The organism is Symplocastrum torsivum, from assembly GCF_059505465.1.
Window position 1 is genome coordinate 44,541 of the sequence record NZ_JCACKQ010000019.1, and the last position, 22,447, is coordinate 66,987.

Here is a 22,447-nt window from a genome sequence, read left to right on the forward strand (position 1 = left end):
CAGACACGACACTAGTGTCTCCTCGCAACTCACCTCTATTACTTTATAAATCGGGGAATTAGGCAGCGATTGAGTGGTTAATGCGATTATTGGAACTCTCTGGTGCCTTGTTACGGACAAGACTTGCCATCTCTAATAGATGACTCCAGCGCTTTTGCACTTGTTTCGGTGTGATTTTCAAGGCTTTGGCAATCTCAAAATCGCTCAAATTCGCCCGTTTGAGTGATAACAACTGCTGTTGAAGGGAGTCAAGTTGAGCGACAAATGCCTCCCACTGCAGCTCGGAAAGTCCCAACTTTTGGTCAAGGTCTGCACCTAGCCATTGGTGTACCAGTTGCCAGTGAGACGAATGAGCGAACTTTTCCACATGGTATTTAAAACGCTGTTGCAGATAATCCCGCGAACGTGGTGTTAAACCCAAGATGTCGTCGATTTCCGGGGCACTCAAGTCTTGCAGCTTTAAGATTAAGTAATCCGCACAATCATTATGACCCTGAGACTCTAGGTATTGCACCAGCTCACCAATCACGCGCTCTCGCACAACCGTATCATGAGGGTCAAGAGTATCAGCAACTAGACGCTCTCGCACCTGCTGCATCACGGGTGAGCGGTTTTGCATCTGTGCTTCTTCACCTTTGGCAAACTCGGTCACCTGTTCAATGTCCATGACGGTATCGCTGGGTTGGCGTTTGGCAAAGCTTTTCGCTCTGAGTACCAGTAATTGCACAGCACCATAACGGGTCATTACCCGTCGTTTGGCGTATGCAAGAGTGAACCCCATGTATTCGGCGAGTTCGATTCTTGTACGCGGGGTGTAGTTATCCGCTAAGTCATTTTCCCGTCTAAAGGCTTTGAGGGAATCGGCGTAAAAGTCTTGTAAGAAGTCTTCAATCAAGAGGTGTCGAGCGGCAAAGCTTAACTGCGTTCTTTCAGGTGCCACCTGGCGATATATCATCACACTGAGGTGGCTGTGCAGTTCCACACGTCCTTGCTTTGAACCCAGTTTATAGTACTCAATACACTTAGAGAGACGATGACGTGCCAAGGTTAACTCCCACGAACGAACGTCACCGCCGTTTTGGATGCGCTCACTCTTGGTACAAATCCGTTCGACTTCTACCACGATGCGGTTGATTACGAGAAGAGCGTTGCTGGGTAGGGAACCAAGCTGAAGTATCAGTTCTTCTTTTAATAGCTCACTCAACGCCATTGTGTCAGTAACAGTAGAATTTTCCGGAGCGTTGTCGGTTGAGAAAGAAGTTTGATGTAGGGAGTTGGTGGTGGTGGCGTTCACGGTAAAAGCTCGGCTCCTGGCTCGAATGACGGCGGTGATGACTCTTATAGAAGTTTGGTGTTGGGTTCACCTCCTTCCAGAGTCGTCAACAATTCGACTGTAAAGCGCAAGTGAGCGTCCGAGAGCTTGGCTTGTGCAGGCAAACCTTTATGGTTGTTTAACGGCTAATCGCTCATGGGGGTGATTGGGAGTGTCGGCTGAGCTTGAATGCCTAGTGTGAAAAGACTTGAGCGATTTTTAGGGGGATGAGTACAGAGAGACGTGCTGAGTCAGTCAAGAGTGGACAATCCACAAATTGGACTGGATGAATCAGTTCGCTGTTTCATTTCATCGGCATACCCCAAGGGATATGAGTATTCAAGGAATTGCCAAGTACATTCACGACAAATGTAGTGAAGGTTTACCGCGTAAGTGAGAGATTGAATGATTAAGCTTGCGTTGAAGGTTGTCCGGTTAATGTTCACTCACTCAACCAGCGATCGCATCAGGGCAGAAACGACATCGAGTGTCGCCGTTCGCCGCGCAACTAACCCCGCGCTTTCGCCTCGGCTCCCCAAGCGTCAATCTGCTCAAGATGTAGCTAGCGGCGTGACAAAAGCGATCGCTTAAAGTTGGCTGTTGTAACGAGTTCCCACTTTTGTTTAGCAATGGAGAAATTTTTGTTGTTAAGCAAATTAATAATGCTTTGAGTCAGACATAGCAACCCTGAGCAATAGCTAACGGGCATCTAATGGCAAGTGACACCAGAAAACCAAGTTTGAGATTTTTGAGCCTCTGCCTCCGATATTCGCCAGAATCTGACCTGCTCCACACCATATACACTGGCAAAATCCCTGATCGCCTTAAAAGACTCAAGCGTAAGACCTGTATCAATAAACTCTTCGTAGCTAAGACCCGAATCGCCTGTGCCATTACCAGAGATAATGCGCTGCTGTACCTCGTTGGTCGCCATTAGCCAGTACTGATTACCTGTTTGAGTTTTGACCTCAAGAGCGTGCGCTCCAGCAAGGTTTCCTAAATCCTTGATGTTGCAATCGTCAGTTGAAATAGGGTTAGGGCTTTGTGATGGACTCGTCACGGACGAAGTAGCTTGCGACTCAGATTGAGTAGAAGAGGCGGGCTGACCTCCGGCAACTCTGACAAAATCTCCACGAATCCAGCCTAGAGCGCCGGAGCGAGGGAATTTCACTTGATACCAGGTAGCTTCATCAGCTACGGTTTGGCTAATGACCTGCACGTGATCGCCTACTAATCCGTACCCCAAATACTTGCCAGCGCCGGAGGGTGTAGCTCGAAGATTAATTTTTGACTTCGGGTCATCGTCAATTAAGGTAGCTTCGGTATCAGCTTCAGTGTTGGCATCGGGTGACACTGAAGATTTGGTAATTTCTTGATAGCTCGTGTCACTTTTTTGTCGGCTGGGTTGGATATCGGCACGGGAAGATACAACCGGAGCTTTCTTAGAAGCCGATTGTGTAGCCGTCTGGGGAGAGTCAGCTAGCGCCCCCATCATTAATAGTCCCGAAACAATAGTCGCTCCAATTTTGGCGTTACGACTCCACGGCGAGAGCCAAATTAAAGGGATGCCCAGCGGCGGAAAAAATACCAGCGCAGGCAGGATAAACCGCTTCTTTTGATGCCACTTACGAGTGAGTTGAGCTTCCATGACGAGCCTTTGATCAAACTAGCATTGCTTCTGAATCTCAGTATCAAAGGCTGATGTCTACGATCACGTTTGCCGAATGTGTGATTAGAAGCTAAGCCTCTGGAGTAAACAATAAATCCAGTGCCTCAATTACTTGTAAACCAAAAGCCTGCAAGCCCTGAATCTGAGGGACCGAGCTTTTATGGCTCAGGTGAGTCAGAATCCTGATAACACTTGAATGACCTGGATAAATCGGTTCTAGAGTGCGGATTATTTGTAAAGCGAGGTTCTTATCCTGAGTTCTCCTCAACAGTCCAGTTAAGGCATCAATCACCTTTGGGTTCCCAATGCCCATCTCTTCAAGCAGCAAGATTAGAAACTTACACGTATTGAGCGTCGGCTCTTCCAGGGAACGCAAGTACTTACAGATAACCGTGACCGCTAGCTGGCGTTTAGTTTGCAACAGAGCTTGTTGGCACTCATAATAAACCGGACTTGAAACCACCATCTCTTTTTGAAGTCCAGGCTCTTTGAAACACTGAGGACGGAACAACTCGATAATCCGGTCGATAACCTCCTCAGCTCGCTCAAAGTTGTTAAACTCAGCTAAACCCGCAGCGATGAGAAACAAAGCTTCACAGGTCTCAAGTATATCGATACTATCCAATAGCTCCTCAGAGCCTATCTCGTACAGATACTCGAACAACAACTGTTTGTGCGAATCCGCCACATCAGTTCGCCCTAGCCATAGCAAAAAGACTTCTCGCCATTGAGATTCTAAGATGCGGCAACGCGGTTGTTCGCCATCAGGGGAGTTAGGGGCACTCTCACAGAAAAAGCGCCAATCCTTAATCGCACAAGCCGCAAAATATTCCTCAAACGTGGGATGAAAGAAAGCATAGGCCGCTTCATTGGGACTCTCGGCTGCCACCCCAACATGATTTAGCCAGCCTAACTCCAGAGCTAACCACAACAGCGAGCCTTCCTCGTCTGCCTCTCCGAAAGTTTGGGTGATAGGAGCCGGGATTTGCTCTAGTCGGATTCGGAAGCGGGAAGTCGGTTGCTTTATTGCCCATAAGGCAAGTTCTCCCAAGGCTTCATTCAGTTGGCGTCGCTGTCGGGTACTACCAATTAACTTGTGCTGCAAGTCGTAGTAGTTATCAACAAATCCCTTGTAAAGTTTCGCCTTTGTATCGGGCAGTCCTCCCTGCGCTTGCCAGAGATTCCAAGTGTTGCATAGCAAAGCTAGCCGCAAGGGATTTTTTACCATATCCTTAAGCCGCTCTTTGCCCGCCTCGTTTAGGGAGCGTCGTAACGCTTCTCCGTTCTCAGGTGAGTAGTCATGAAACCACTTGCTGATGAACTGAGCCACTTGGTCTTCTTTGGCGTCATCTTCTTCGCTCAGTGCGTCTTGCTCGTCTTTGTAACTAAAAGGCAAGGTGCAATATGTTTCAACTTTGTCGGCTAGGACATTGAAAGTGCTATCCCAAACATTCGACCGACAAGTCAATACCACCTGCACCTGATGCATCCAACCTTGCTGGAATTGCTCAGCTAGGGAATCCAGGGGATTGTCTCCTCCCAGTTCATCCACGGCATCGAGTAGTAACCAGACTCGCCCACTCTTAAGTAATTCTTCCAAGGCGTTTTCCCATTCTTTCGAGGCGGCAACTACCGCCTTTGGCGCGTCTCTCAGCCAGTTTTTCAACAAATACTGACTCAGGGGTTGGTTGCCAACTTCCGCCAAAGATACCCAAATGACTACTGGTTCTTCTTCTTTAAGGACTGATGACTCGGTTGATACTATTCTTGAGGCGATTTTAGAGAGCAGGCTACTTTTCCCCGCCCCAGGCTCACCAATAATCGCAATCGGTTGGTTTTTCGTTTCAAGACTTAGTTTTGGCAAGATAACTTTGTCAAAAAATTCACCGGGCTTAAATATCTGGCTGATTTCCTTGCGTTCATACAACAAAGACCCCTGTTGTGCACAATCATCCGCTCCTTGTTTGGTCAGTCGTTTGCGCTTCACCACTGTGACATCGACATACAAATCATCAATGTTGTGAGTTACCCCTTGCCTTGCGGTTAAGGGGTTGGTGATTAAGCTTTTCGTCTTGAGCGCTAGCATCTCCCGGCATCTTCTTATGAGTTCCTGAAGCCGTTCCTCCCTCGGTTTCGACTCGACAGGAGTCTTGTTCAAGTCTTCAGGAGCAACAATCTCTTCTATGGCTACGTTCAAAGCTGCACAAATACCGTAAGCCTTAGCTGTGTCAACTACTTCTCCCTTAAAAAACTTTCTCAGTGTCTTAGTATCGCAACCTGCCTTGGCAGCAAGTTTCTCGTAACTCAGGAGCTTTTCGGAGGAGTCGGAATCCACGCTCCTGTGCTTTTCGAGTAATCTTTGCCCTTTCTCAGTCGCTTTAACCCCGCGAGTTGGCTTACCCGTTTGACTCATGTGGAATCTGTGCAGAGATTTAGTTGGTTATCTGGTCTAAGCGATAAAAATGCTTGTTGCTCTGGTCGGAGCTGAAAAGTCTTTCCGGGAACTTCCGGGAACTTTCGTTTTCCCGGAAGTTCCCTTGAAAGGCAAATCCTCTGACCTTACGGTAGTTATAGCAAGGTCAGTGAGAGTTTTCCACTGAACTGGCACCAAACTTCTTGGTGATGAATACTCCTCCTCATCAAGCACTTCTAACTTCTGATTTGAAGGAAGTTGTCAGGCAAGCTATTTAGGAATTATGAGTAGAAATCACTCAGAACCAACCTAAGCACTAATGAAGGGAATTGAGACTCAAAACTGCAATCAAACTCAAGCAAATAAAGACTCAATGGGTCTAAAGTCACGAGCCAAGTTTTGCCTCTCAATAAGCTACGTCCGAGATTGAAACTAACCAGCAATTTGGCAAAGGGATAGTCAAGAGATTAGCCAACTTACTTTCATGGCTTCTCAAATTTTTAGAGCCAACAAATTTCGAGCTTTCTTAGCTTTTTAGGGTCAACGATGACCGGGATTTGTGCTGGCGTAAAAGCCATCTATTCGCGGTCTAAATTCGGTTCACTTCTAGTGGAAAGTCGGTTCACAAGACTCGTTAAAAGCGATCGCTAAATGTAGAGACTACCCAAATAGCTAGAACTCCCTCTACCCAAGCTAGAGGTCATTAATCCAAAAACTAGTTGGCGAGCAAACCCTCGATTGCCGCACGCAATAGCTAACGCTGCCACAAGTGACAGCGTTAGCTCCCCTGTGGCACGAACGCCCTGTCGTCAACATCTAACCCAGCGCTGTTGCACTCAAGCAATTAAATACGTGCCTTTATCCCCGAAACCCCCTCCACTCCAATGATTAGCCAACTCTCCTTACCCCCCTTTAAGTACGAATTAAGTATTTTGCCGATTTCAAGCCCTAGAACCCTTGTGCATAGGGCGTTGTTATGAACTCCGAATTCTATCACAAAATCTTCAAGCCTTTGCAATATGGGCGTTTCAGCCGATCGCTCTTCTCTCACACCTGGGCGATCAGCCTGTTTAAGTATTTTTTGAGTCCGACAAAATGAGCACGAAAAAACCTAGAGCTACAAGAGGAAACATTGGTTTGGAAGCCGTCGAGGGACGGTTACGCTTAATTGTCCCTGCCAAACACTCGCCCACTGGAGAGCAAAAGCGTATCGCCTTAGGAATGAAGGATACTCCCGAAAATCGAGGAGAAGCTGACAAAATCATTAAGCGAATCCATGCCCATATCCAGCTTATCGGGGACTATGACCCGCAAAAATTAGAGGAGTACATCTGGGGCAAACCGGAAAATACAGCTAACAAACTCCCGCCTACTCAAGCAAAAGAACTACAGCTGGATGAATTGTGGACGCTATTTGTTGATCACAAAAGCAAAAGCTGGAGGTTTACGACTTTTATGGGTGTTATGAAAACAGTTGGCTCGCACATCAACAGGTTAACTACTAAGAAGCTCTCAGATGTTTTGCAGATCGAATCTGAGCTTTCTCAGCTCCGTTATACAGCTAAGTACAGAACTCTAACCAAGATTTCGGCTTGCTGCACCTGGGCTGTTCATTTCCAGCTCATTTCGCATAATCCTTTTTGGGTGATTGTCGATGGCTTGAAACCACCTAAATCTGATAAAGACCCAGACCCTTTTACTAGGGAGGAAAGAGACCTAATTATTAAAGCTTACGAAACCCATCCTAGATACAGCTATTTTGCTCCTCTTGTAACCTTTCTTTTTCTCACGGGTTGTCGAACTGGAGAAGCAGTTGCTTTGCGCTGGAAAAGTGTTACAGAAAAGTACATCACCTTTTGCGAGAGCATATCAGTAGTTCGAGGGAAGCATATTCATACAAACAGTACAAAAACTGGGAAGAATCGTGAGTTTCCTCGGACAAATAAGAGTCTAAATAAGCTTTTGAAGCAGCTTAAACCGGAAAATGTCAACCCCGATGATTTTGTTTTCCAGCAACCCGGTGGAGGTCATATTAACCGTCTAACCTTTCACTACAGTTGGTATGGACAAAAGAATGAGACAAAGGGTCTTGTTCCTCAAGGAATCGTCTCCAAACTAGCTCGTAAAACCGAAGCTGAAGGAGGGATAGATCATTACCACTGCCCCTATTCAACACGGCATACCTTTATTACTTTGGCTCTAGAAACAACGGCGATGGAAAAACCTATCTCTCATAGTGATATCTCTCAACTGGCTAGATATGTGGGCAATAGCCCCGCAATGATTTTTGAACACTATTTAGGGCGCAGTGGGAACGAAAAGTTAGTCAACACTGAGTTCGACTCACCGTCTCCTCAAGCTTCAGAAGATGGAAAGCCGAGCCTCGACGAACTGCGAGCCCAATTAGCCACCGCTAACCAACGCATCAACGAACTTACATCGCTCGTACAAACTTTAACTTCATCCCAAAAGCTACCCGCTCCAGTTGAACCCGCCTCAGAGCCTGAGCTACCACTACCAACGCCTTCCAAAACAGCACCACCACCTCCTCCTCAACCCAATGGGAAAGCGCTCTTCCAGAAGTGGCACCCAACTAAACCAGCTGAGGAGTACGAGCAACTTGCCCTGTTCATGTCTCTAGAGGAGATGGTGAATCCTAAGGAGGAGTAAGCGCTTTCCCTCACCTACCCCTGCGTCTTAGTGTTAGGTCGTAGGTGGTAGGTTTTAGGGGAAAATCTATCTTGATTTTATCCGTCGATCAATGCTGACAATTCAGAAAGAAGCACCTTCACTCTCTCCCACTTTTCAGGATTTTCCCAAACCTTAGACTCTCTAATGCGACGGTAAGCTCTTTCCATCAACGTTTTGGAATAGTCTGTCTCAGGGGCGGGTGAAGAGGGTTTGATGCGTTTTCGCAACTCACTCAGGCTTATATTGTCTCTTATCGCTTCTTCAAGCAAGGATTGTCGCTTCAATTCATCTTTGACTCGTGCGAGCGCTTGGGCTTTAGTGTATTCCAAGGAGCCGGCTCTGACAACCGACAATATGTCTTCGGGCAACTTGAGCAGCGGTAAGCGATTGGTGACGAAGGACTTCCAAGTGAACTTCCCCAGCTCGTTAAATGTTGCACAAATCTCCTTAAACGAGTCACTGCCCATAACGTTAGGGGCAGTAACTCCTTTGACTTCATGCTCGATGCGGTAAAGCAGGGCAACTACTTCTTGTACGGATAGCTTGAGCTTGAGCGATAGCAGTTGCAGGATGCCTTCAGTTTCGTCAATTGGGTTGAGGTCTTCGCGCTGGAGGTTTTCAACTAATGACAACTGTAGAGCTTCTTCGTCGGTTAGTTCCCTGACGACGACGGGTACACAAGTTAGCCCAGCGATGTGAGCGGCGCGGTAACGTCGCTCTCCGGCTACCAACTCATACTCACCTGAAGGCTTTTGTCGCACTAGCAGAGGCTCTAGTATGCCTAGCGTCTTTACGGAAGTGGTTAATTGCTCTAACTTCTCAGACGTGAAAGAACGCCTTGGCCGCTTTACGGGTAATGTGATGGCAGCGAGTGGCACGAGCATGGGGTTGGAGGGTTGTACAACTCTTTCGTTCTCCAAAACACTGGCGGCTATTGGCTCACTTATTGGTGACCCGCTTAAAGAGGGACAGGACATCATTGGTATCTACTAAGACTTACTCAACAGCTGCAGAAATTCCTCGACTACGGCATCGGGGTTCTTATCACACCGCTTGGAATCAAACCGATAAACCCGCACCCCACTATGCTCAAACACCCGCTCCCGCTCTTGCTCTGTCGCTCTCTTCTCTGGCGTATGGAACGGTCCATCGATTTCCACAATCCCCCAGCGAAATCCCTTCGGCGTTGGCGCACAGATGAGAAAGTCTGATTCTTTGTTCTGTCGGCTCTCTTGCACGTTCAGTCGTGCGATCGCATTGGGATAATACAACAATCCTTTTTTGTCTAACGCCATTGCAAACTTGACTTCTGAGTTAGAACGAAAACGCAGTCCATTCCAGTTGACGATTCTCATCTTCGGGATGAATCTCACTCCTTGATTCACCCCTGGTGGTTCAAGAATTGTTCCTTCCAGGTTGGCGCTTTCTAGATTCACTTCACTCAAGTCCACTCCCGCCAGGTTGGCATTCCCTAAATCGGCTCCACTTAAGTCCGCTCCCGTCAGAACAGCAAACGCTAGGTTGGCTTTATTTAAGTTCGCTCCTTTAAGCGACGCGCCTGTGAAGTTGGCGAGTACTAGGCTGGCTGTAATGAGGTTTGTCTCCACTAGTTGAGCCTCGCTTAAATTGGCGGACATCAAGTTACTACCCAGAAGATACGCTTGAGAGAGTTTCGCTTTTTTGAGGTTGGCTCGTGTAAAAGTTGAAGAGCTGAGTTTGGCTTTTTGCAGATTCGCGCCTTCTAAGACCGCTTCGCTGAAGTCGGGTATTCCTGTCGCTCCGATGAGGTTAGCTCCACTCAAGTCGGCGAAAACGAAGTTTCCTGTATCTAACTGGCTGTTACTGAGGTTGGCTCCTCTTAATGAGGCTGACTGGAAGTTGGTGCCCAGCATTTGTGCTCCGGTAAGGTTAGCTCCCTCTAAGGAGGCTTCGGCCAATACGGCTCGACATAATACGGCATAACTTAAATCGGCTCCTTTTAGGGAGGCTTGTTGCAGATACGCTTCAAACAGGAAGGCTTTTGTTAAATCGGCTTGGTCGAGGTTGGCTCCTTGTAAGTCGGCTCGTTTGAGGGAGGCGTTCTTTAAGCGAGCTTTGATGAGTATGGCTTGATTGAGTTGTGCTTCCTTGAGCTGAGCGTTGGATAGTTCAGCCTCAATTAGCCAGGCTTGGTTTAAGTCAGCTTGGTTTAAGAAGCGTCCTTTTGTTGCTAAGTTGACGATTTCTGCGACTTGCCGCCACTTTCCAGTAAGTTTGGTGTTTTTGTCGATTTGTATGTTGAGCAGTTTGGCGTAGTTTAGGGTGGTTCCTTCTAGAGAGGCTCCACTGAGGTTGGCTCCGATGAGTGTAGCGCTATGCAGGTCTGCCCATTTCAGGTTGGCTCCTGTGAGGTTAGCATCTTGAAGATAGGCGTTATTCAAGCAGCTTTTGATCAGCTTGGCTTGTGTTAGGTCAGCACGCATCAGGTCACTACTAAACAGGTTGGCTTGTGATAGGTCGGCTCCCCTCAAGATGGCAGTATTTAATACGGCATAGCTCAGTTGAGCGTTCACGAGTGTGGCAGAGCTAAGGTCTGTGCCAAAGAATGAAGTGCGACTTAAGTCGGCTCCGGTGAAGTCGGTGTCTTTGAGAGATGCATGGTCGAAGAGGGCTTCGCTGAGGATGGCTTTGTTGAAGTCGGCGGATTCTAGGGATGTGCCGCGAAAGTCTCTTTCTCCTTGGGCATATCTTTCTAGTATTTGGTGTTCAATTTCTGTCATCCCTTCTCCTGGTCAAAGACGCGACATTGACGTCGCTTGAGTGTGAAAGCTTTTTTTAGCTCTTATTTGACAAAGTTAAGCCCCACACCTATTCCAGGGCAAACCAAAACCCTCACGATGAGGGGTCTTTTGGACTTTGTTCCTTGAACGGCTCGTTGGGTGCTATAGCAAAAGGCAGAAGGCTTTTATGCAGAAGGGAAACATTGACGGGTCTTGGTTTCAGTAGAAGGCAGAAGGCAGAGGGCAGAGGGCAGGAAGCGCTCAGAGTGGCTTTGTCTAAAAGTTCTTACAAGCCATCTAACGCCGCCGCCACTGCAACTGTTCTGCCAGTCGCCTCATAAACTGACGAGCCAGCTTCATGGCTTCAAGATACTGCTGCTCCGTAGTATGCTCTGACCAACTTCTCCCAGTTTTCTCCTTAATAAACCCAAAAACCGCCGCATGAACCAACGCCGAATTGCTCCGAAAATCCGGTTCATGTCCCTTGGCTTCGACTCGTGCTTTCGCATCCCTCAGCAACTGGGTTGGACGTTCAACCAACGAGCAACCATTCGTCCCATCAGGAATTAGATGCTTGGCATTAAACAAATTATTAATCAGACTCCGTACCTGCGCCCCATAGCGAGCTTGAGTTTCCATCTTCGCTTTGTCAGGACGAGCAACTGCCTCCGGGTGCGGCACCTCCACCACTTCCGTTGCCAACTCCGCCTCTAACCCCTTGAGAAACAACTCATAAGCTGAAGAAGGCATTGTATCCTTAAGCCGGACACCCCCAACGAGAATTTCACCCTCGTCGTCCAAATCGAAGCCACGTTTTTGCAGTACCACTCGCCGGGAATAGTCTCGATAAGAAATCAGCTCTTCACCCACCAAAATCTGCCAATCCAACCCAATGTGGGAGAGAAAATTCGCAGGACTTAACTCCCTAACTTCCCTGGATTTACTGACATCCACCCCCACACCCTTGGGAAAATCATTCCACGCGGGTGTAATCTGCACACTTCGCTCATCAAGAACTGCTTCCACTTGTATGGAGTAGGTTCTGATGCTTCTAATTTGGCTCAACTTTTCACTAATCGCATCCGCTTCCTGCTGCCAAGGTAAGGGAGTTGACTTCTCGTCCGTAACATCTCCAGCAAGCGGAGGCGAGTCTTGCTCCTCCCGTTGTGTTTCCCCGAAGTTTTTGGGGGTGATGTCTTCATCCACACCGTAAGAACCACCCGACTCCGACACCCGTGGACTCTTCCCATTACCTTCAGACAAGTTCCCCGTCGAACGCAGTTCTTCAACGATAGAAAACTTCGGTGAGACTTCCTCCTTCGCCCCCACTGGCACTCGCAGTTGCAAGACATCTCCGGGTTTCACCGTTGAGGTATCACTTAAATTGAGAATCGTTTCCCCTGCTTCGTACTCGGTTGTCAGCAACGGACGCACCCGTTCCCGCACAACGTCTTCTCGAATCACATCCGATGTCACACCCTGCTGAAACTTCCCAAATAACTCCCTGAGTCCTAACGCCGCATGAGTGACGACAACGCCCCAATTGGGATGAGTTAATTGAGGGAAGTTACCCGGTGCTTCCCCTGGCACTCGCCGCAAGGCTCTTCCCCATTCTTGTTCGGCCGGAGACATACTTTTGAGAATACACAAGCAACAGGAGACGGAAATCCACTTATGGTCGAACCCGACACCGACTAATCCGCAATGCACAATTACCCAGTAGTCACCGTTGTAAAAGCGCGACAAAATTGAGCTGGGACGACCGGCTAGGTCGTAAGAGTCATGTTCCGAATGGATAACACCGACTCTTCCCTCCAAGACGGGGAAATTCTCTTCTAATAGCTTAGCGACTCGATGGGTATGAGGAATGTTGAGCGCCCGCACGAGCATCGCCTGAGGTTGTCCTGTGCGTTCGCGCTTCCTCAATAAGATATCTACTGCCATCTCTAGGACGGGTATTGAGAAGGAATCGGCAAACAGAATCTGACGGAACCACTGTTTATCTGTCTCGGCTTTGTTGAGAAATTCCTCAAAGCTATATTCAGTTTCCGAGCCTGCCTCCTCAACTAAGAACGCCGTAGAAGTCGCTTCTTTGTACATGAGCTTTTTAATCGGAGGCGGCTCAAGCGACCAAGCTTCCTGAAGGGTAAACTCATAATCAGCAACGGGTGCATATTTCAGCACGCTGCGTCCCAAGGCATCCAACTCTTCCACCTGGGTGTACCGAACGTGAGGTAGTGGTTGAGCATCGGAGCGGAACTTTGACCCGGTAAAATAGGTAAGTAACGCGAACTCGAAGTAATTGCAAATTGTTCGATAACTATTTGCTGCTGAGAAATGCGCTTCATCAGTGATGAGGACACCAACTGAGTTGGGTTCTATATCTCCTCGACTCACCAGATTGACCAAAAACTGTCGATTGCCAACCAGCATATCGGCTGTGTCTAGACAATAGGCGTAGCTGTTGAAATCGCTGGCGTCTAACTCTACAATCTTGGGGGGTGGCACTCCTGGGGGCAGAATCTTGAGCTGATAAAGCGGCCATTGGTCGTAGAGTGGACGATGTTTATGGTCGGTTGGGAAGTCCCTTAAGAATCGGCTGCGGAGTGTGCAATTATCTGACAAGAACAACGCTGTTTTTCCCAGCATCCAGGGGGCAAGGATAAAGGGAGTAATCGCTTGCATCAGGGTTTTTCCTGTACCCACGCCAGCGAGAATTAACGCCGCCTCTCGGTGATGCCCATCCATCTCTCCTCGACAAGCTTTCTGGTAGATGGCGAGTAGTGCTTGTTGCTGATGGGGATAAAGTTCTGTCTGTCCTTGAAGTATCCGGTGCAGGACAAGCGAGTGATACTTTATGAAGTAATTGTCATCTGACCTCATCACTTGCATCGGGGAGTGGGGTTAGCTGTTCGTTTCAATCTTTGAAGGCAGTTGAGAATCGCAAAAGCTGGATTGTTTTCTACTCTCCTTCAAGTTTGTTGGATTTGCGTCTGTTGCAATCTGCACATAACGCTAGCGCATTCCACACCTCGGTTGCTCCTCCCTGAGAAAAAGGGAGTTTGTGGTCGGCTTCAAAATTCTCCTGGCTCAAAGTTGTGCCACAGTACTGGCATTTGTAATTCGCTCTCCGTAAAATCAAGAGTTTTTGAGTTTTTGTAAAGCAGCGTCTTGCCAACTCAAACGTTCCTTCGGCTCTCATACAAGGCTATTTTAAAGCCTCGCTATAAGGGAGGGTTCTTTTGGACTTTGTTTATTGAACGGCTCGTTGGGTGCTACTCTACGCTGCACTTCAATGATGAGGACATAACCGTTCTCTCACGTCTGCCGGAATCTGCTCCCATAATTCCCAAATTAAGTCCATCTCTGCCAGTCGCCTGGTGTAAATCGCTTCGGGTACCATCCGAGTACTGCCGAACCAGCGTTCTACGTTGGCGAGGCTGCATCCACAAATCGCGGCGATTTGCCGCTGTGTGACGTTCCATTTTTGATAGAAGGCAAAGACATCCATTGACAGCTGACAACTGCTGTACAGGTTCAGGAGGGCGAGTTCTCTGGCTCTGAGGGGACGCTGACTATTCACTCTTTGTCACCTCTTCAACGAATTGTGTTGCTGAAGATGAGTGGCTAGGTAGCAGTTCCAGGTCATCTGACCATCCCCAGTCGGCTTGAGTCCACTCTTTAGAAGGACTGGCTGGGTCGAGGATGATGTAGTACTGCCACTGCCAGCTAGCTAGGTGTTCAGCCCAAATGTATCGCATTCCCATGACTATGCCCCAGTCAGATGTCGGCATGGGTTTCCAACGTACTTTTGATACTCCGACTTGGAACACTGGTGCTGGAATTTTGTCAGGGGGAACCTGAGCTGGAGCGGGATGATTTTTTGCAATAGGCATAGATTTATTACCTGAGAGATGAGGAATACCAGTTGCTCACAGATGGAAAAATTCAGGCAAACACTCTGATAGTGATCGCATTGAAGTAAATGCTAAAAGCGTGCGGTTTAGCTAGAGAAGCACTGGTGCGTCTTATGTTTCAGGCTTTGGGTATTTAGCGGGCAATCAGAGAATACTCAAACATTAACATTAATCACACACTCACACAAGTAACTAAGCACACATTTGGACAACCAACCACAAGAAGTGTGTGAGTGAGAGGATAGAAATAAGTATGTAAAAAGGCCGGGTATGCCTAGAAAAACAAGAACTGAAAGGCTCACCCTTTCAATGGAGGAAAACTTAAAGCGACGTTTTAATACGGTATGTACCTGGAAAGGTTTGAATATGAGCGATGTTACTCATGAGCTGATAACGCAATGGCTTGAAGAAAATACACCGCCTGGTCTTTTTGAGGACCCACAAGAGTCCTCACGCGAACCAAAGCGCAAACGTAGTGACGGCAAGCCAAAAAGCCAACCAGAAAACGAAACCTGAATCAGAAGGTCAATCCCAGCCGAAGCCTCGGAGCTTTATAAGCAAATATCCTCCAGCTACTTTTCCCGGAGACGATCCACTAAAGTGTTCATGAGGTGAGGCAAGCTGCCACTCCGGAACCGCTTGCTTAAACTGGTAGTACCAACCACCACTTAGCCGTTACTGACCGTTCTGTTGTCATCTCTATTTTCTTCTCCCCTGCTGCCATGATTGACGGCGATTCTCTGCGGGATAACTACTCTTCGAGTTCCCTTTCGGGGTACGCCTCACTCATTCAGGAGTATGCTGAACGGCTTCGCTGTGCTGGGGAACTTGAAGAGCAAATTCTCACGAACGTCGCGATTAAGATTCACCAGTATCTCCTAGAACAGCCCTTCTCCGATAAAGAGAACGACTTTCTTCAGCTTTCTGCTCAGGCAGAACTATCTCCTGAACTGATGGTAAGACTGAAACAATCTTTTCAAGGATACTTCAGCCAGGAGTTTTGGGAGAGTCAAGCTCAGTGGATTTTAGAAGCACTGGAGCAGTGGAGAAAAGATAAGTTTATCCCAGGCAACAACTACGAGCCTTCAATCACTGCTAACTCTCTCTTAACGGAACAAGAAGTCGCGATAGAAAAACAATTACAGAACTACTGCTGCTTATACAGCGCTGACGAATTACTACAGCATAGTAATGTTTATGACTTATCTAAAGAGGAGTTAGTTACTCTTTTTAACTACTACTCCCCATCAGTCATCACCGAACATCCATTATTTCTGGTTGAACCGATTGAAGCTATTCCCACCTGTCCTCCGTATAGAGCAGGTTTAGAATGCACCTATCGCTTGGATAAATGGGTTAACAACGAAAATAATTGGGCAGAATTCAAGTTGACGGATAAAAGTACTTATAAAAATAAAGTACAAGTATATATATCAGAACCAAATGGCATTGATTTTCTACCTTTAGCAACTGCTTTACAAGTTCTAGATGGATTGGGTCTTGAAGCAGCTAAGTTGCAGTTAGTTTTTGGAGCCTACTTAGCCAAACAAGAAAGACCATGGAAGGATGAAGTATTATTGCGAGGAACTGAGCTAATTGAACTATTGGGATGGGGAAAAAGAAAAGATCTAACTGAGTCTGATAAGCTTCAACAGATTGCTAATCTCGCTCATGGTATAGGACGGCTAGTCATGCAGTCTGAGTGGCAGATGAAAGTCGGGAATAAGTCGTATGACTTGAGCAGCACCTTAATTTCTCCTCTATGGTTCCTTTCAATAGAGGTAATCAGACAGCTAAATTGTTTGAAGTCTAAAAATGTCGAATATCGGGAAGTATACATTAAGTTAAGAGCAGGTGACTGGGCTTCTAAGTGGTTTAACAAAGCAGGCAATAAGGCAAAAGAAGCCCTTCATCAATTTGGTTATTTAGCCCAAGAAATTCTGAGGATCGACCCCTACCATGACGAACTAGCGCTCAAGCTAGCAATTCATCTCTCGATACTGAGTCGCATTCGCGCTAATAACAAAAATCCCTATCCATATTCTGTAAGTACGCTATTAAGAGCGGTAGAGATTGGAGCAAGGCTTAGGGACGCTTGTCAGGACAAACGCAAAGCCTATGAATTGAGACGGCGCTGGGATAAGGCTCTGAAAATGCTGATGGAACTGGGCTGGCAAATTGAATTTGACCAGGACTATCCCGAATGGTTAAGACCCTCCAATCAAGCTGAGAAACCGGAAGGATGGCAAAGCGTTAATGGAAAACGGGTAAAACTAATTGACCGCCTAATGGCAGCTCACTTATTTATCAAACCACCAAACATTGTTCAAGAAAAGCTCTTAAAAATTAATCAACGAAAAAAACCATTGCCAAAAAGATTGCCATCGGTCTCTAGGGGTCGCGTCACTGGCGAACAAATCCGAAAGGAAAGGGAAGCCAAGGAAGTAAGCCAAGCCGCACTGGCTCTGTGGATGGAGAAAACCCCGGCTTGGCTCTGTCAAATCGAGAAGGGGAGACGGAAGCTCAGTCCTAAAGATGCGAAGGAGCTACTGAAGGGTATTGATTTTCTGGCTCAATCGCAAACTTCAGAGTAGTCGTCTCATTAAGTAACCGTTCCGGTTGACCCGCTAAATTAACAGTCCTGTTAATTGTTAACAGGACTGTTAATGGCAAAAAAAATCCTGAATAAACTCCTCAAAGCTTTGCCAGAAAAGGATATAGCGATTAACAACTTTTCCCGAATCTCCTGACTAATACGCCCGAATCCCCCGACCAATATACCCGAATCCCCCGACCTACTATTTTTGAAACGTTTATCAGACAAACATTACAGCCCTCGTTTTTCCTCTGATCAGACTGATAAGGCTGATGCTTGTGCCAACCCCTGTTCAAAGACTCTGGCAAAATTAGCAACAAACCACTCTCGCCTTCGCTAGTTCGAGGCTTTGCGGCTACCCGACTAACCGCCAAGTCCTAAGTTAGGGTGCATTCTTACGCTGGACTCAGTACTGCTGAAGATGACTACCAGGAATCAAATCGTTATATCCCAGTACGCTGTTGCCGCTATCAAGATGGCAGTCGCTCGGTTAGGCACTACCAAGGCAAGAACCTATCTTCCCTCTATGGGACTCCCGGAAAAGAGTCGATTGTCTTTCGCCTACCACTATCTGGAGTTTTCCTCTGTTTTTCCAGAGGAAAACTCATTTCCGAAAATCCAACTTAACAACTAAAGCCCATAAAAGTGAAGCCGAAACCCAAGCCTTCCAAGCAACCGTCCTAGCTGTTTTCCAGTCCCGATTTTTTCGGTAGCGGTACTTAGCTTGTCGATACTATCGTACTCAAAAGGGAAGGAAAAAGCGATCGCGCTCCAGGCAGGACTCTAACTGTTTCAATTCTTACGTTCCTTGTTACTAATTCTCGGTCGTCATTGGAGCAAAAGCACTAATACTCCCTAGCAACAGAAAACGGTTAGACCGCTGTCTTGGAATTAAGCGTTTATCTGCTTTATAGGCATGGGTCAAGGCTCCTCTAAGGAGTCACCTACCAATGTCATACAAGAACTCAGAACGTGTTGGGGTAATTAATACCCCCAACAACCTTGCCCATGCCGAATATCAGGAACTAGCTTTAGGGAGCGCGATCGCACCTGAGTTAATTGCCCAAAACTTCTTCCACCTGGAAGGCAACGAACCCTACGAGCGACTATTCATCTCTGATAAAATTCCCCGGCTCAACACAGGACGAGTCTCTAGCGGCTTCCTCAAACGCTTCCGTCACGTCGAACAGGGCGGTTGGTGGTGTTCAGGACTAGATCCATTCGATAACTGGCGACCAATGGAATGGGGACGATTTAAACCCCTTTCCCCTCGCCTCGATTGGGAGTCGGGCAAGCTAATTAAGTACGAATCGCCACCAAAAACCCCAAACCGTGTCACCTACTTTGACGTTCCCCCAGACATTTGGGACAAAGTAGCTCAGCGATACAACATCAAACGCTATCACTCCCCTCTAGCCCTACGCCTCTGTGGCAGAAAGAAAGCTCCAAACTTCTGGGAATGGGTAAAGAGCCATCCAGAAATCCCCATCATCCTTGCCGAAGGTGAAAAAAAAGCGGCTTGCTTGCTCAGTCTAGGATTTGTGGCGATCGCGCTTCCTGGCATCTGGAACGGTCGCGTCGGCTTCAAAGACTTTGACGAAAGGTTACATCCCGATCTGCTCCCACTGGCACAGCCAGGACGACGATTCCAAATTTTGTTTGATCGCGAAACCAAGCTCAAGACCCGCTGGGCTGTCTACCAGGCTACCCAACGCACGGGCAAAGCCATCGAAGCCGTCGGGTGTGTCGGCGAAGTCGTCGTGCTGCCGGGACCTGAGAAAGGCGTTGATGATTTTGTTGTGGCGCGTGGCAATGATGCCAACTCACTTGTGAGTGCGATTGTCGCGGATGCTTATACACTTAGAGACTACCAGCGCTTTTACCGCCCACGAGTTAGGGGACTGAGCGACAAGTACAAGCCCCACGTTCGGGTTAACGTGAAATATCTCTCTCAAGCCGTCTCCCTGCCTTCTAGGGGTTTGGTTGTGCTATCGAGCGATATGGGAACTGGTAAAACCGAACTGTTGCGGCAGTGGCGGCAAGCTCACCCTCAAGCCAAATTTCTCAACAACGGGCATCGCGTCAACCTGCTTAAAAATCTCGCCCAAAGATTGGATACCGAGATGTATTCCGCCGTCAGTCAGGGAGAGTTAGTTAAAGCCAACGCCCTTTCAATTACCATTGATAGTCTCCACAAATTGCAGACCGACGCGCTGACTTACGGCTGTGTCTTCATCGATGAAGCCTGCCAGTACCTAACTCACCTGCTGCACAGCAAGACTTGCCAGGAGCATCGCGCTGAAATCTTAGAGGTGCTGGAATACCTTGTCTACAATGCTCCTTTGGTTGTCATTGCCGATGCTCACATGGATGACGTGACTGTAAACTTCTTCAGGGCAATGCGCTCAAAAGGGGAAGAGCCTTTCATCATCTTCAACTCTTGGAAGAATGGCGGAAGAACGATCTCTTGGTACGAAGGGAAGGATAGTAGCGCTCTAGTGGCGACTATTAGTGCGGCTCTCATGTCGGGACAGAAAATTCTGGTTGTCTCTGACTCTAAGCGCTTCATCAAGAAGCTTGAAGCGTTACTGAGTGTCTCTTTTCGCGTTGAAGAGTCGGATTCTCGCTCCTCCACTCCACTCCGGATTTGGTCGGTTCACTCAGAAAACTCCGGCAGCCAGGAAAATGTTGCGTTTATCACTGATATTACGAACGCGGTCAAAGACTTGGACGCTTTACTCGCCTCACCCAGTTTGGGAACTGGGGTGGATATTCCTGACTATCACTTCGATGCCGTGTTTGGCGCTTTCCACGGCGCTTCTCAAACAGCAACCGAGTGCGCTCAACAGCTTTACCGCTACCGCCCTATCGTACCGATACACGTTTGGGTAGCGCCTCGCCCTCCGTTTGGTTACGCGGACTCTAACGCTACCAAAATTAAGGAACACATCCTTCAGACCAATGAAATGACCGCGTTTTTGATTCGCATAGACAGAGAAACCGGGCGGCGTGGGGCGGAGAAGGACTGGGCGCTTGAGGCTTACTGCCAGATTAAAGCCGCTCGCAATCAATCGATTAACAACTTGCGCGATGATTTGCGAAGTCTTCTGGCTTCTATGGGCAATGAGATTATACCTTTGGGCAAGGAGAATGATGAAGCTGCCCATACCCGGTTGAAAGCAGCAGCTTTATCGCTTGCTGTTGCCCACAATCGGGCAGTTGTAGGGGCTAAGGATATTACGGCATCAGAGTACCGAGCCAGGGCAAGCAAGGATTATTTGAAGCCAGAAGAAGTATTTGAATGCGAGAAGTTCCGCCTTCGTGATGCTTACGGCTGTGAAGTTACTTCTGAGCTAGTGGCTCTAGATGATGGAGGACGGCTAATCAGTCGCCTTGTGCAGCTAGAAGCAATACTGACAGAACCGGATGGTACGATTACTAACCCAACAACGGGTAGAATTTACCCAGCCCCACCACAAAGGGTAGCCGAGCGAGACCTCACTGAACGAGAACTACTTCCCATCTGCACGGATTGGGGGAATTATTCGGCACGGTGGTTGGCGCGATTCAATTTGGGACTGCGCGATATTCTGCAACGTTTAATTGCAGGGGAGGGGATGAGCGCTACTGACCCGGAGTTGTCACGAATGAATGCGATCGCGCAAAAGTGTGCGATTCATATTAAAGCGATTCTCGGCTTTACCGTGCCACCAGGTTGCTCTCCGATGTGGCTCCTCGCGACCCTAGTCGCTCAACTGGGGCTAAAGCTCGTTTCTAGAAAAGAGGGCGCAAGGGGCAAGCAAGTCAGAATTTACGTCTTGGCTCCGGATGAAAGAGACTTTGCGCTAATGGTTCTTGCTCACCGAGAAGCCAAGCGTGTTGAGAAGTCCCGAATAGAGGAAGAAGTAAGAGAACGGCAGCGACGCTATCAAGCGGCAATGCAGTCCCGCTATGGTGTTGCGCCTCCATCACCGCCCGTATCCACCCCCCCCGATAATGGGTCTACTCAACCTTTACAGGGGGGGGTGCATACCGAAGCTAATCCTCTTTCTGCGGAGGCTGAACTATTGGCTGAGGTAGCTTGGCATAAAGAAGGTGGAGCGGAATCGGTAGCTGCTGTCATGGAAGTCTGGGATATATAACGGTGATGTCGTGCCATAAGACGGCTGTTGTACCAAAAACTTTAATACAAGAGGTTACAGGGACATAGAAAAAGTGACGGCTTTTTGGTTCTGGTAACTAAAGTGGTGTTCAGGGTGGCTTACAAAGCGCAATTTTCCGTGGACTGTGATGAAGTCCTCTTCTGAAAATGACACTTCCCTCCCCTAATTGAATGACTTGGATTGACTATCTCTACAACAGTCAGCTTTAAGCGATCGCTTTTGCCAGATGCTAGCGGTGTCTGAGCGTCAATCCACTTGGTTCTCCGAGACCCAAGTGTGGGGTTAGTTGCGAGGAGAACGGCGACACTAATGTCGTGTCTGCCCGGATGCGATCGCTTTTTCGGTTCAGCTCACTCTAGGAGCGTAAACTACAGCGGGTGCCCCGTCCCCCCGTGCCCTCCAAAGTCTACGTCATGCCGTCCGGGTCGCGCTCTCGGCTCCAAGTGGCGAAGCTTTCCTTACCCTGCTTGTGTTGCTTCTCTACAACTTTGTCCCGGCAGCTCGGGTGTTTGGCTAAGCCGAGCTGAGAAAGCTGTTTTAGGTGCGGGGGGTGGTTCGCTCTGCTATCTCTGTGCTATCAATACTGATTTCAGGAGGTTCTAGCGGCTCTGCAATCGAAGCGACATCACTACCGATATCTTTAAATCATGGGTCATCTCGATATCAGAGTGGCTATCAAAGAGTGTTTCTAACTCAGATATCGGAGTGACAGCATAACCGATATCGCCCAGACCCTCCACTTCGGATACTCTTGTACTTAGGTCTTGGATGGTTAATGCGATCGCTGCCATATCACTAGCAATCTCTTCATAAAAAAGCTCGATTAAGAGTTCCGTCACATACTCCATCACCACAAGTTGTTGCGTGTAGAGGCTAGAATGCTTTGCCAGCAGCGTAAGTGCAGCCTTCTCAATTAGCGATCAGTGT

17 protein-coding genes are annotated in these 22,447 nt (G+C 48.0%); 7 read left to right on the forward strand and 10 right to left on the reverse strand.

Annotated elements, in window-relative coordinates; all coding sequences use genetic code 11:
• Positions 1 to 58 precede the first annotated feature (58 nt).
• Complete coding sequence (locus AC5JL3_RS06830) at positions 59 to 1,294, reverse strand: hypothetical protein (RefSeq protein WP_496073759.1); 1,236 nt, start codon at positions 1,292 to 1,294, stop codon at positions 59 to 61.
• 423 nt (positions 1,295 to 1,717) lie between these two features.
• On the opposite strand from AC5JL3_RS06830, the gene AC5JL3_RS06835 reads away from it, so the two are divergent.
• Positions 1,718 to 1,903 (forward strand): hypothetical protein, encoded by a 186-nt coding sequence (locus AC5JL3_RS06835; RefSeq protein WP_496073760.1) that lies wholly within the window; start codon positions 1,718 to 1,720, stop codon positions 1,901 to 1,903.
• Positions 1,904 to 2,021: 118 nt separating this feature from the next.
• On the opposite strand, the gene AC5JL3_RS06840 is transcribed toward AC5JL3_RS06835, so the two are convergent.
• On the reverse strand, positions 2,022 to 2,960 hold the full coding sequence (locus AC5JL3_RS06840) for an SH3 domain-containing protein (RefSeq protein WP_496073761.1): 939 nt from the start codon (positions 2,958 to 2,960) through the stop codon (positions 2,022 to 2,024).
• A 91-nt stretch (positions 2,961 to 3,051) separates the two neighbouring features.
• Complete coding sequence (locus tag AC5JL3_RS06845; RefSeq protein WP_496073762.1) at positions 3,052 to 5,394, reverse strand: NACHT domain-containing protein; 2,343 nt, start codon at positions 5,392 to 5,394, stop codon at positions 3,052 to 3,054.
• 1,095 nt (positions 5,395 to 6,489) lie between these two features.
• On the opposite strand from AC5JL3_RS06845, the gene AC5JL3_RS06850 reads away from it, so the two are divergent.
• The gene (locus AC5JL3_RS06850) at positions 6,490 to 8,064 is read left to right on the forward strand and encodes a tyrosine-type recombinase/integrase (RefSeq protein ID WP_496073763.1); all 1,575 of its coding nucleotides are present in this window, start codon (positions 6,490 to 6,492) and stop codon (positions 8,062 to 8,064) included.
• Between the two features lie 77 nt (positions 8,065 to 8,141).
• On the opposite strand, the gene AC5JL3_RS06855 is transcribed toward AC5JL3_RS06850, so the two are convergent.
• Positions 8,142 to 8,963 carry a ParB/RepB/Spo0J family partition protein gene (locus tag AC5JL3_RS06855; RefSeq protein WP_496073783.1) on the reverse strand — a complete coding sequence of 274 codons (822 nt, stop codon included), beginning with the start codon at positions 8,961 to 8,963 and terminating at the stop codon, positions 8,142 to 8,144.
• On the opposite strand from AC5JL3_RS06855, the gene AC5JL3_RS06860 reads away from it, so the two are divergent.
• Entirely contained in the window at positions 8,863 to 9,078 is a 216-nt protein-coding gene (locus tag AC5JL3_RS06860) for a hypothetical protein (RefSeq protein WP_496073784.1), read from the forward strand. The two genes, AC5JL3_RS06855 and AC5JL3_RS06860, sit on opposite strands and share 101 nt — an antisense overlap.
• On the opposite strand, the gene AC5JL3_RS06865 is transcribed toward AC5JL3_RS06860, so the two are convergent.
• From AC5JL3_RS06865 to AC5JL3_RS06885, 5 genes are all read right to left on the reverse strand, one after another.
• Positions 9,075 to 10,844 (reverse strand): pentapeptide repeat-containing protein, encoded by a 1,770-nt coding sequence (locus tag AC5JL3_RS06865; RefSeq protein WP_496073764.1) that lies wholly within the window; start codon positions 10,842 to 10,844, stop codon positions 9,075 to 9,077. The two genes, AC5JL3_RS06860 and AC5JL3_RS06865, sit on opposite strands and share 4 nt — an antisense overlap.
• A 297-nt stretch (positions 10,845 to 11,141) precedes the next feature.
• Positions 11,142 to 13,727 carry a DEAD/DEAH box helicase gene (locus AC5JL3_RS06870; RefSeq protein WP_496073765.1) on the reverse strand — a complete coding sequence of 862 codons (2,586 nt, stop codon included), beginning with the start codon at positions 13,725 to 13,727 and terminating at the stop codon, positions 11,142 to 11,144.
• A 79-nt stretch (positions 13,728 to 13,806) separates the two neighbouring features.
• The gene (locus AC5JL3_RS06875) at positions 13,807 to 14,046 is read right to left on the reverse strand and encodes an HNH endonuclease (RefSeq protein ID WP_496073766.1); all 240 of its coding nucleotides are present in this window, start codon (positions 14,044 to 14,046) and stop codon (positions 13,807 to 13,809) included.
• Positions 14,047 to 14,136: 90 nt separating this feature from the next.
• Positions 14,137 to 14,427 (reverse strand): helix-turn-helix domain-containing protein, encoded by a 291-nt coding sequence (locus AC5JL3_RS06880; RefSeq protein ID WP_496073767.1) that lies wholly within the window; start codon positions 14,425 to 14,427, stop codon positions 14,137 to 14,139.
• Entirely contained in the window at positions 14,420 to 14,740 is a 321-nt protein-coding gene (locus AC5JL3_RS06885) for a hypothetical protein (protein WP_496073768.1), read from the reverse strand. Before AC5JL3_RS06885 ends, AC5JL3_RS06880 begins: the two co-directional genes overlap by 8 nt.
• A gap of 291 nt (positions 14,741 to 15,031) precedes the next feature.
• On the opposite strand from AC5JL3_RS06885, the gene AC5JL3_RS06890 reads away from it, so the two are divergent.
• From AC5JL3_RS06890 to AC5JL3_RS06905, 4 genes are all read left to right on the forward strand, one after another.
• Complete coding sequence (locus tag AC5JL3_RS06890; RefSeq protein ID WP_496073769.1) at positions 15,032 to 15,277, forward strand: plasmid partition protein ParG; 246 nt, start codon at positions 15,032 to 15,034, stop codon at positions 15,275 to 15,277.
• 206 nt (positions 15,278 to 15,483) lie between these two features.
• Positions 15,484 to 17,355 (forward strand): helix-turn-helix domain-containing protein, encoded by a 1,872-nt coding sequence (locus AC5JL3_RS06895; protein WP_496073770.1) that lies wholly within the window; start codon positions 15,484 to 15,486, stop codon positions 17,353 to 17,355.
• 389 nt (positions 17,356 to 17,744) lie between these two features.
• Positions 17,745 to 17,984 carry a hypothetical protein gene (locus AC5JL3_RS06900; protein ID WP_496073771.1) on the forward strand — a complete coding sequence of 80 codons (240 nt, stop codon included), beginning with the start codon at positions 17,745 to 17,747 and terminating at the stop codon, positions 17,982 to 17,984.
• 323 nt (positions 17,985 to 18,307) lie between these two features.
• Entirely contained in the window at positions 18,308 to 21,499 is a 3,192-nt protein-coding gene (locus AC5JL3_RS06905; protein ID WP_496073772.1) for a plasmid replication protein, CyRepA1 family, read from the forward strand.
• A gap of 620 nt (positions 21,500 to 22,119) precedes the next feature.
• Here the strand turns inward: AC5JL3_RS06905 and AC5JL3_RS06910 are convergent.
• Positions 22,120 to 22,371 carry a hypothetical protein gene (locus tag AC5JL3_RS06910; RefSeq protein WP_496073773.1) on the reverse strand — a complete coding sequence of 84 codons (252 nt, stop codon included), beginning with the start codon at positions 22,369 to 22,371 and terminating at the stop codon, positions 22,120 to 22,122.
• Between the last annotated feature and the right edge of the window lie 76 nt (positions 22,372 to 22,447).

Coding starts and splice junctions, on each gene's coding strand:
- AC5JL3_RS06905 (WP_496073772.1), top strand. CDS start 18,308: ATGTCATACAAGAACTCAGAACGTGTTGGGGTAATTAATACCCCCAAC.
- AC5JL3_RS06840 (WP_496073761.1), bottom strand. CDS start 2,960: ATGGAAGCTCAACTCACTCGTAAGTGGCATCAAAAGAAGCGGTTTATC.
- AC5JL3_RS06875 (WP_496073766.1), bottom strand. CDS start 14,046: ATGAGAGCCGAAGGAACGTTTGAGTTGGCAAGACGCTGCTTTACAAAA.
- AC5JL3_RS06850 (WP_496073763.1), top strand. CDS start 6,490: ATGAGCACGAAAAAACCTAGAGCTACAAGAGGAAACATTGGTTTGGAA.
- AC5JL3_RS06835 (WP_496073760.1), top strand. CDS start 1,718: ATGATTAAGCTTGCGTTGAAGGTTGTCCGGTTAATGTTCACTCACTCA.
- AC5JL3_RS06885 (WP_496073768.1), bottom strand. CDS start 14,740: ATGCCTATTGCAAAAAATCATCCCGCTCCAGCTCAGGTTCCCCCTGAC.
- AC5JL3_RS06895 (WP_496073770.1), top strand. CDS start 15,484: ATGATTGACGGCGATTCTCTGCGGGATAACTACTCTTCGAGTTCCCTT.
- AC5JL3_RS06870 (WP_496073765.1), bottom strand. CDS start 13,727: ATGAGGTCAGATGACAATTACTTCATAAAGTATCACTCGCTTGTCCTG.
- AC5JL3_RS06890 (WP_496073769.1), top strand. CDS start 15,032: ATGCCTAGAAAAACAAGAACTGAAAGGCTCACCCTTTCAATGGAGGAA.
- AC5JL3_RS06845 (WP_496073762.1), bottom strand. CDS start 5,394: ATGAGTCAAACGGGTAAGCCAACTCGCGGGGTTAAAGCGACTGAGAAA.
- AC5JL3_RS06860 (WP_496073784.1), top strand. CDS start 8,863: ATGCCTAGCGTCTTTACGGAAGTGGTTAATTGCTCTAACTTCTCAGAC.
- AC5JL3_RS06865 (WP_496073764.1), bottom strand. CDS start 10,844: ATGACAGAAATTGAACACCAAATACTAGAAAGATATGCCCAAGGAGAA.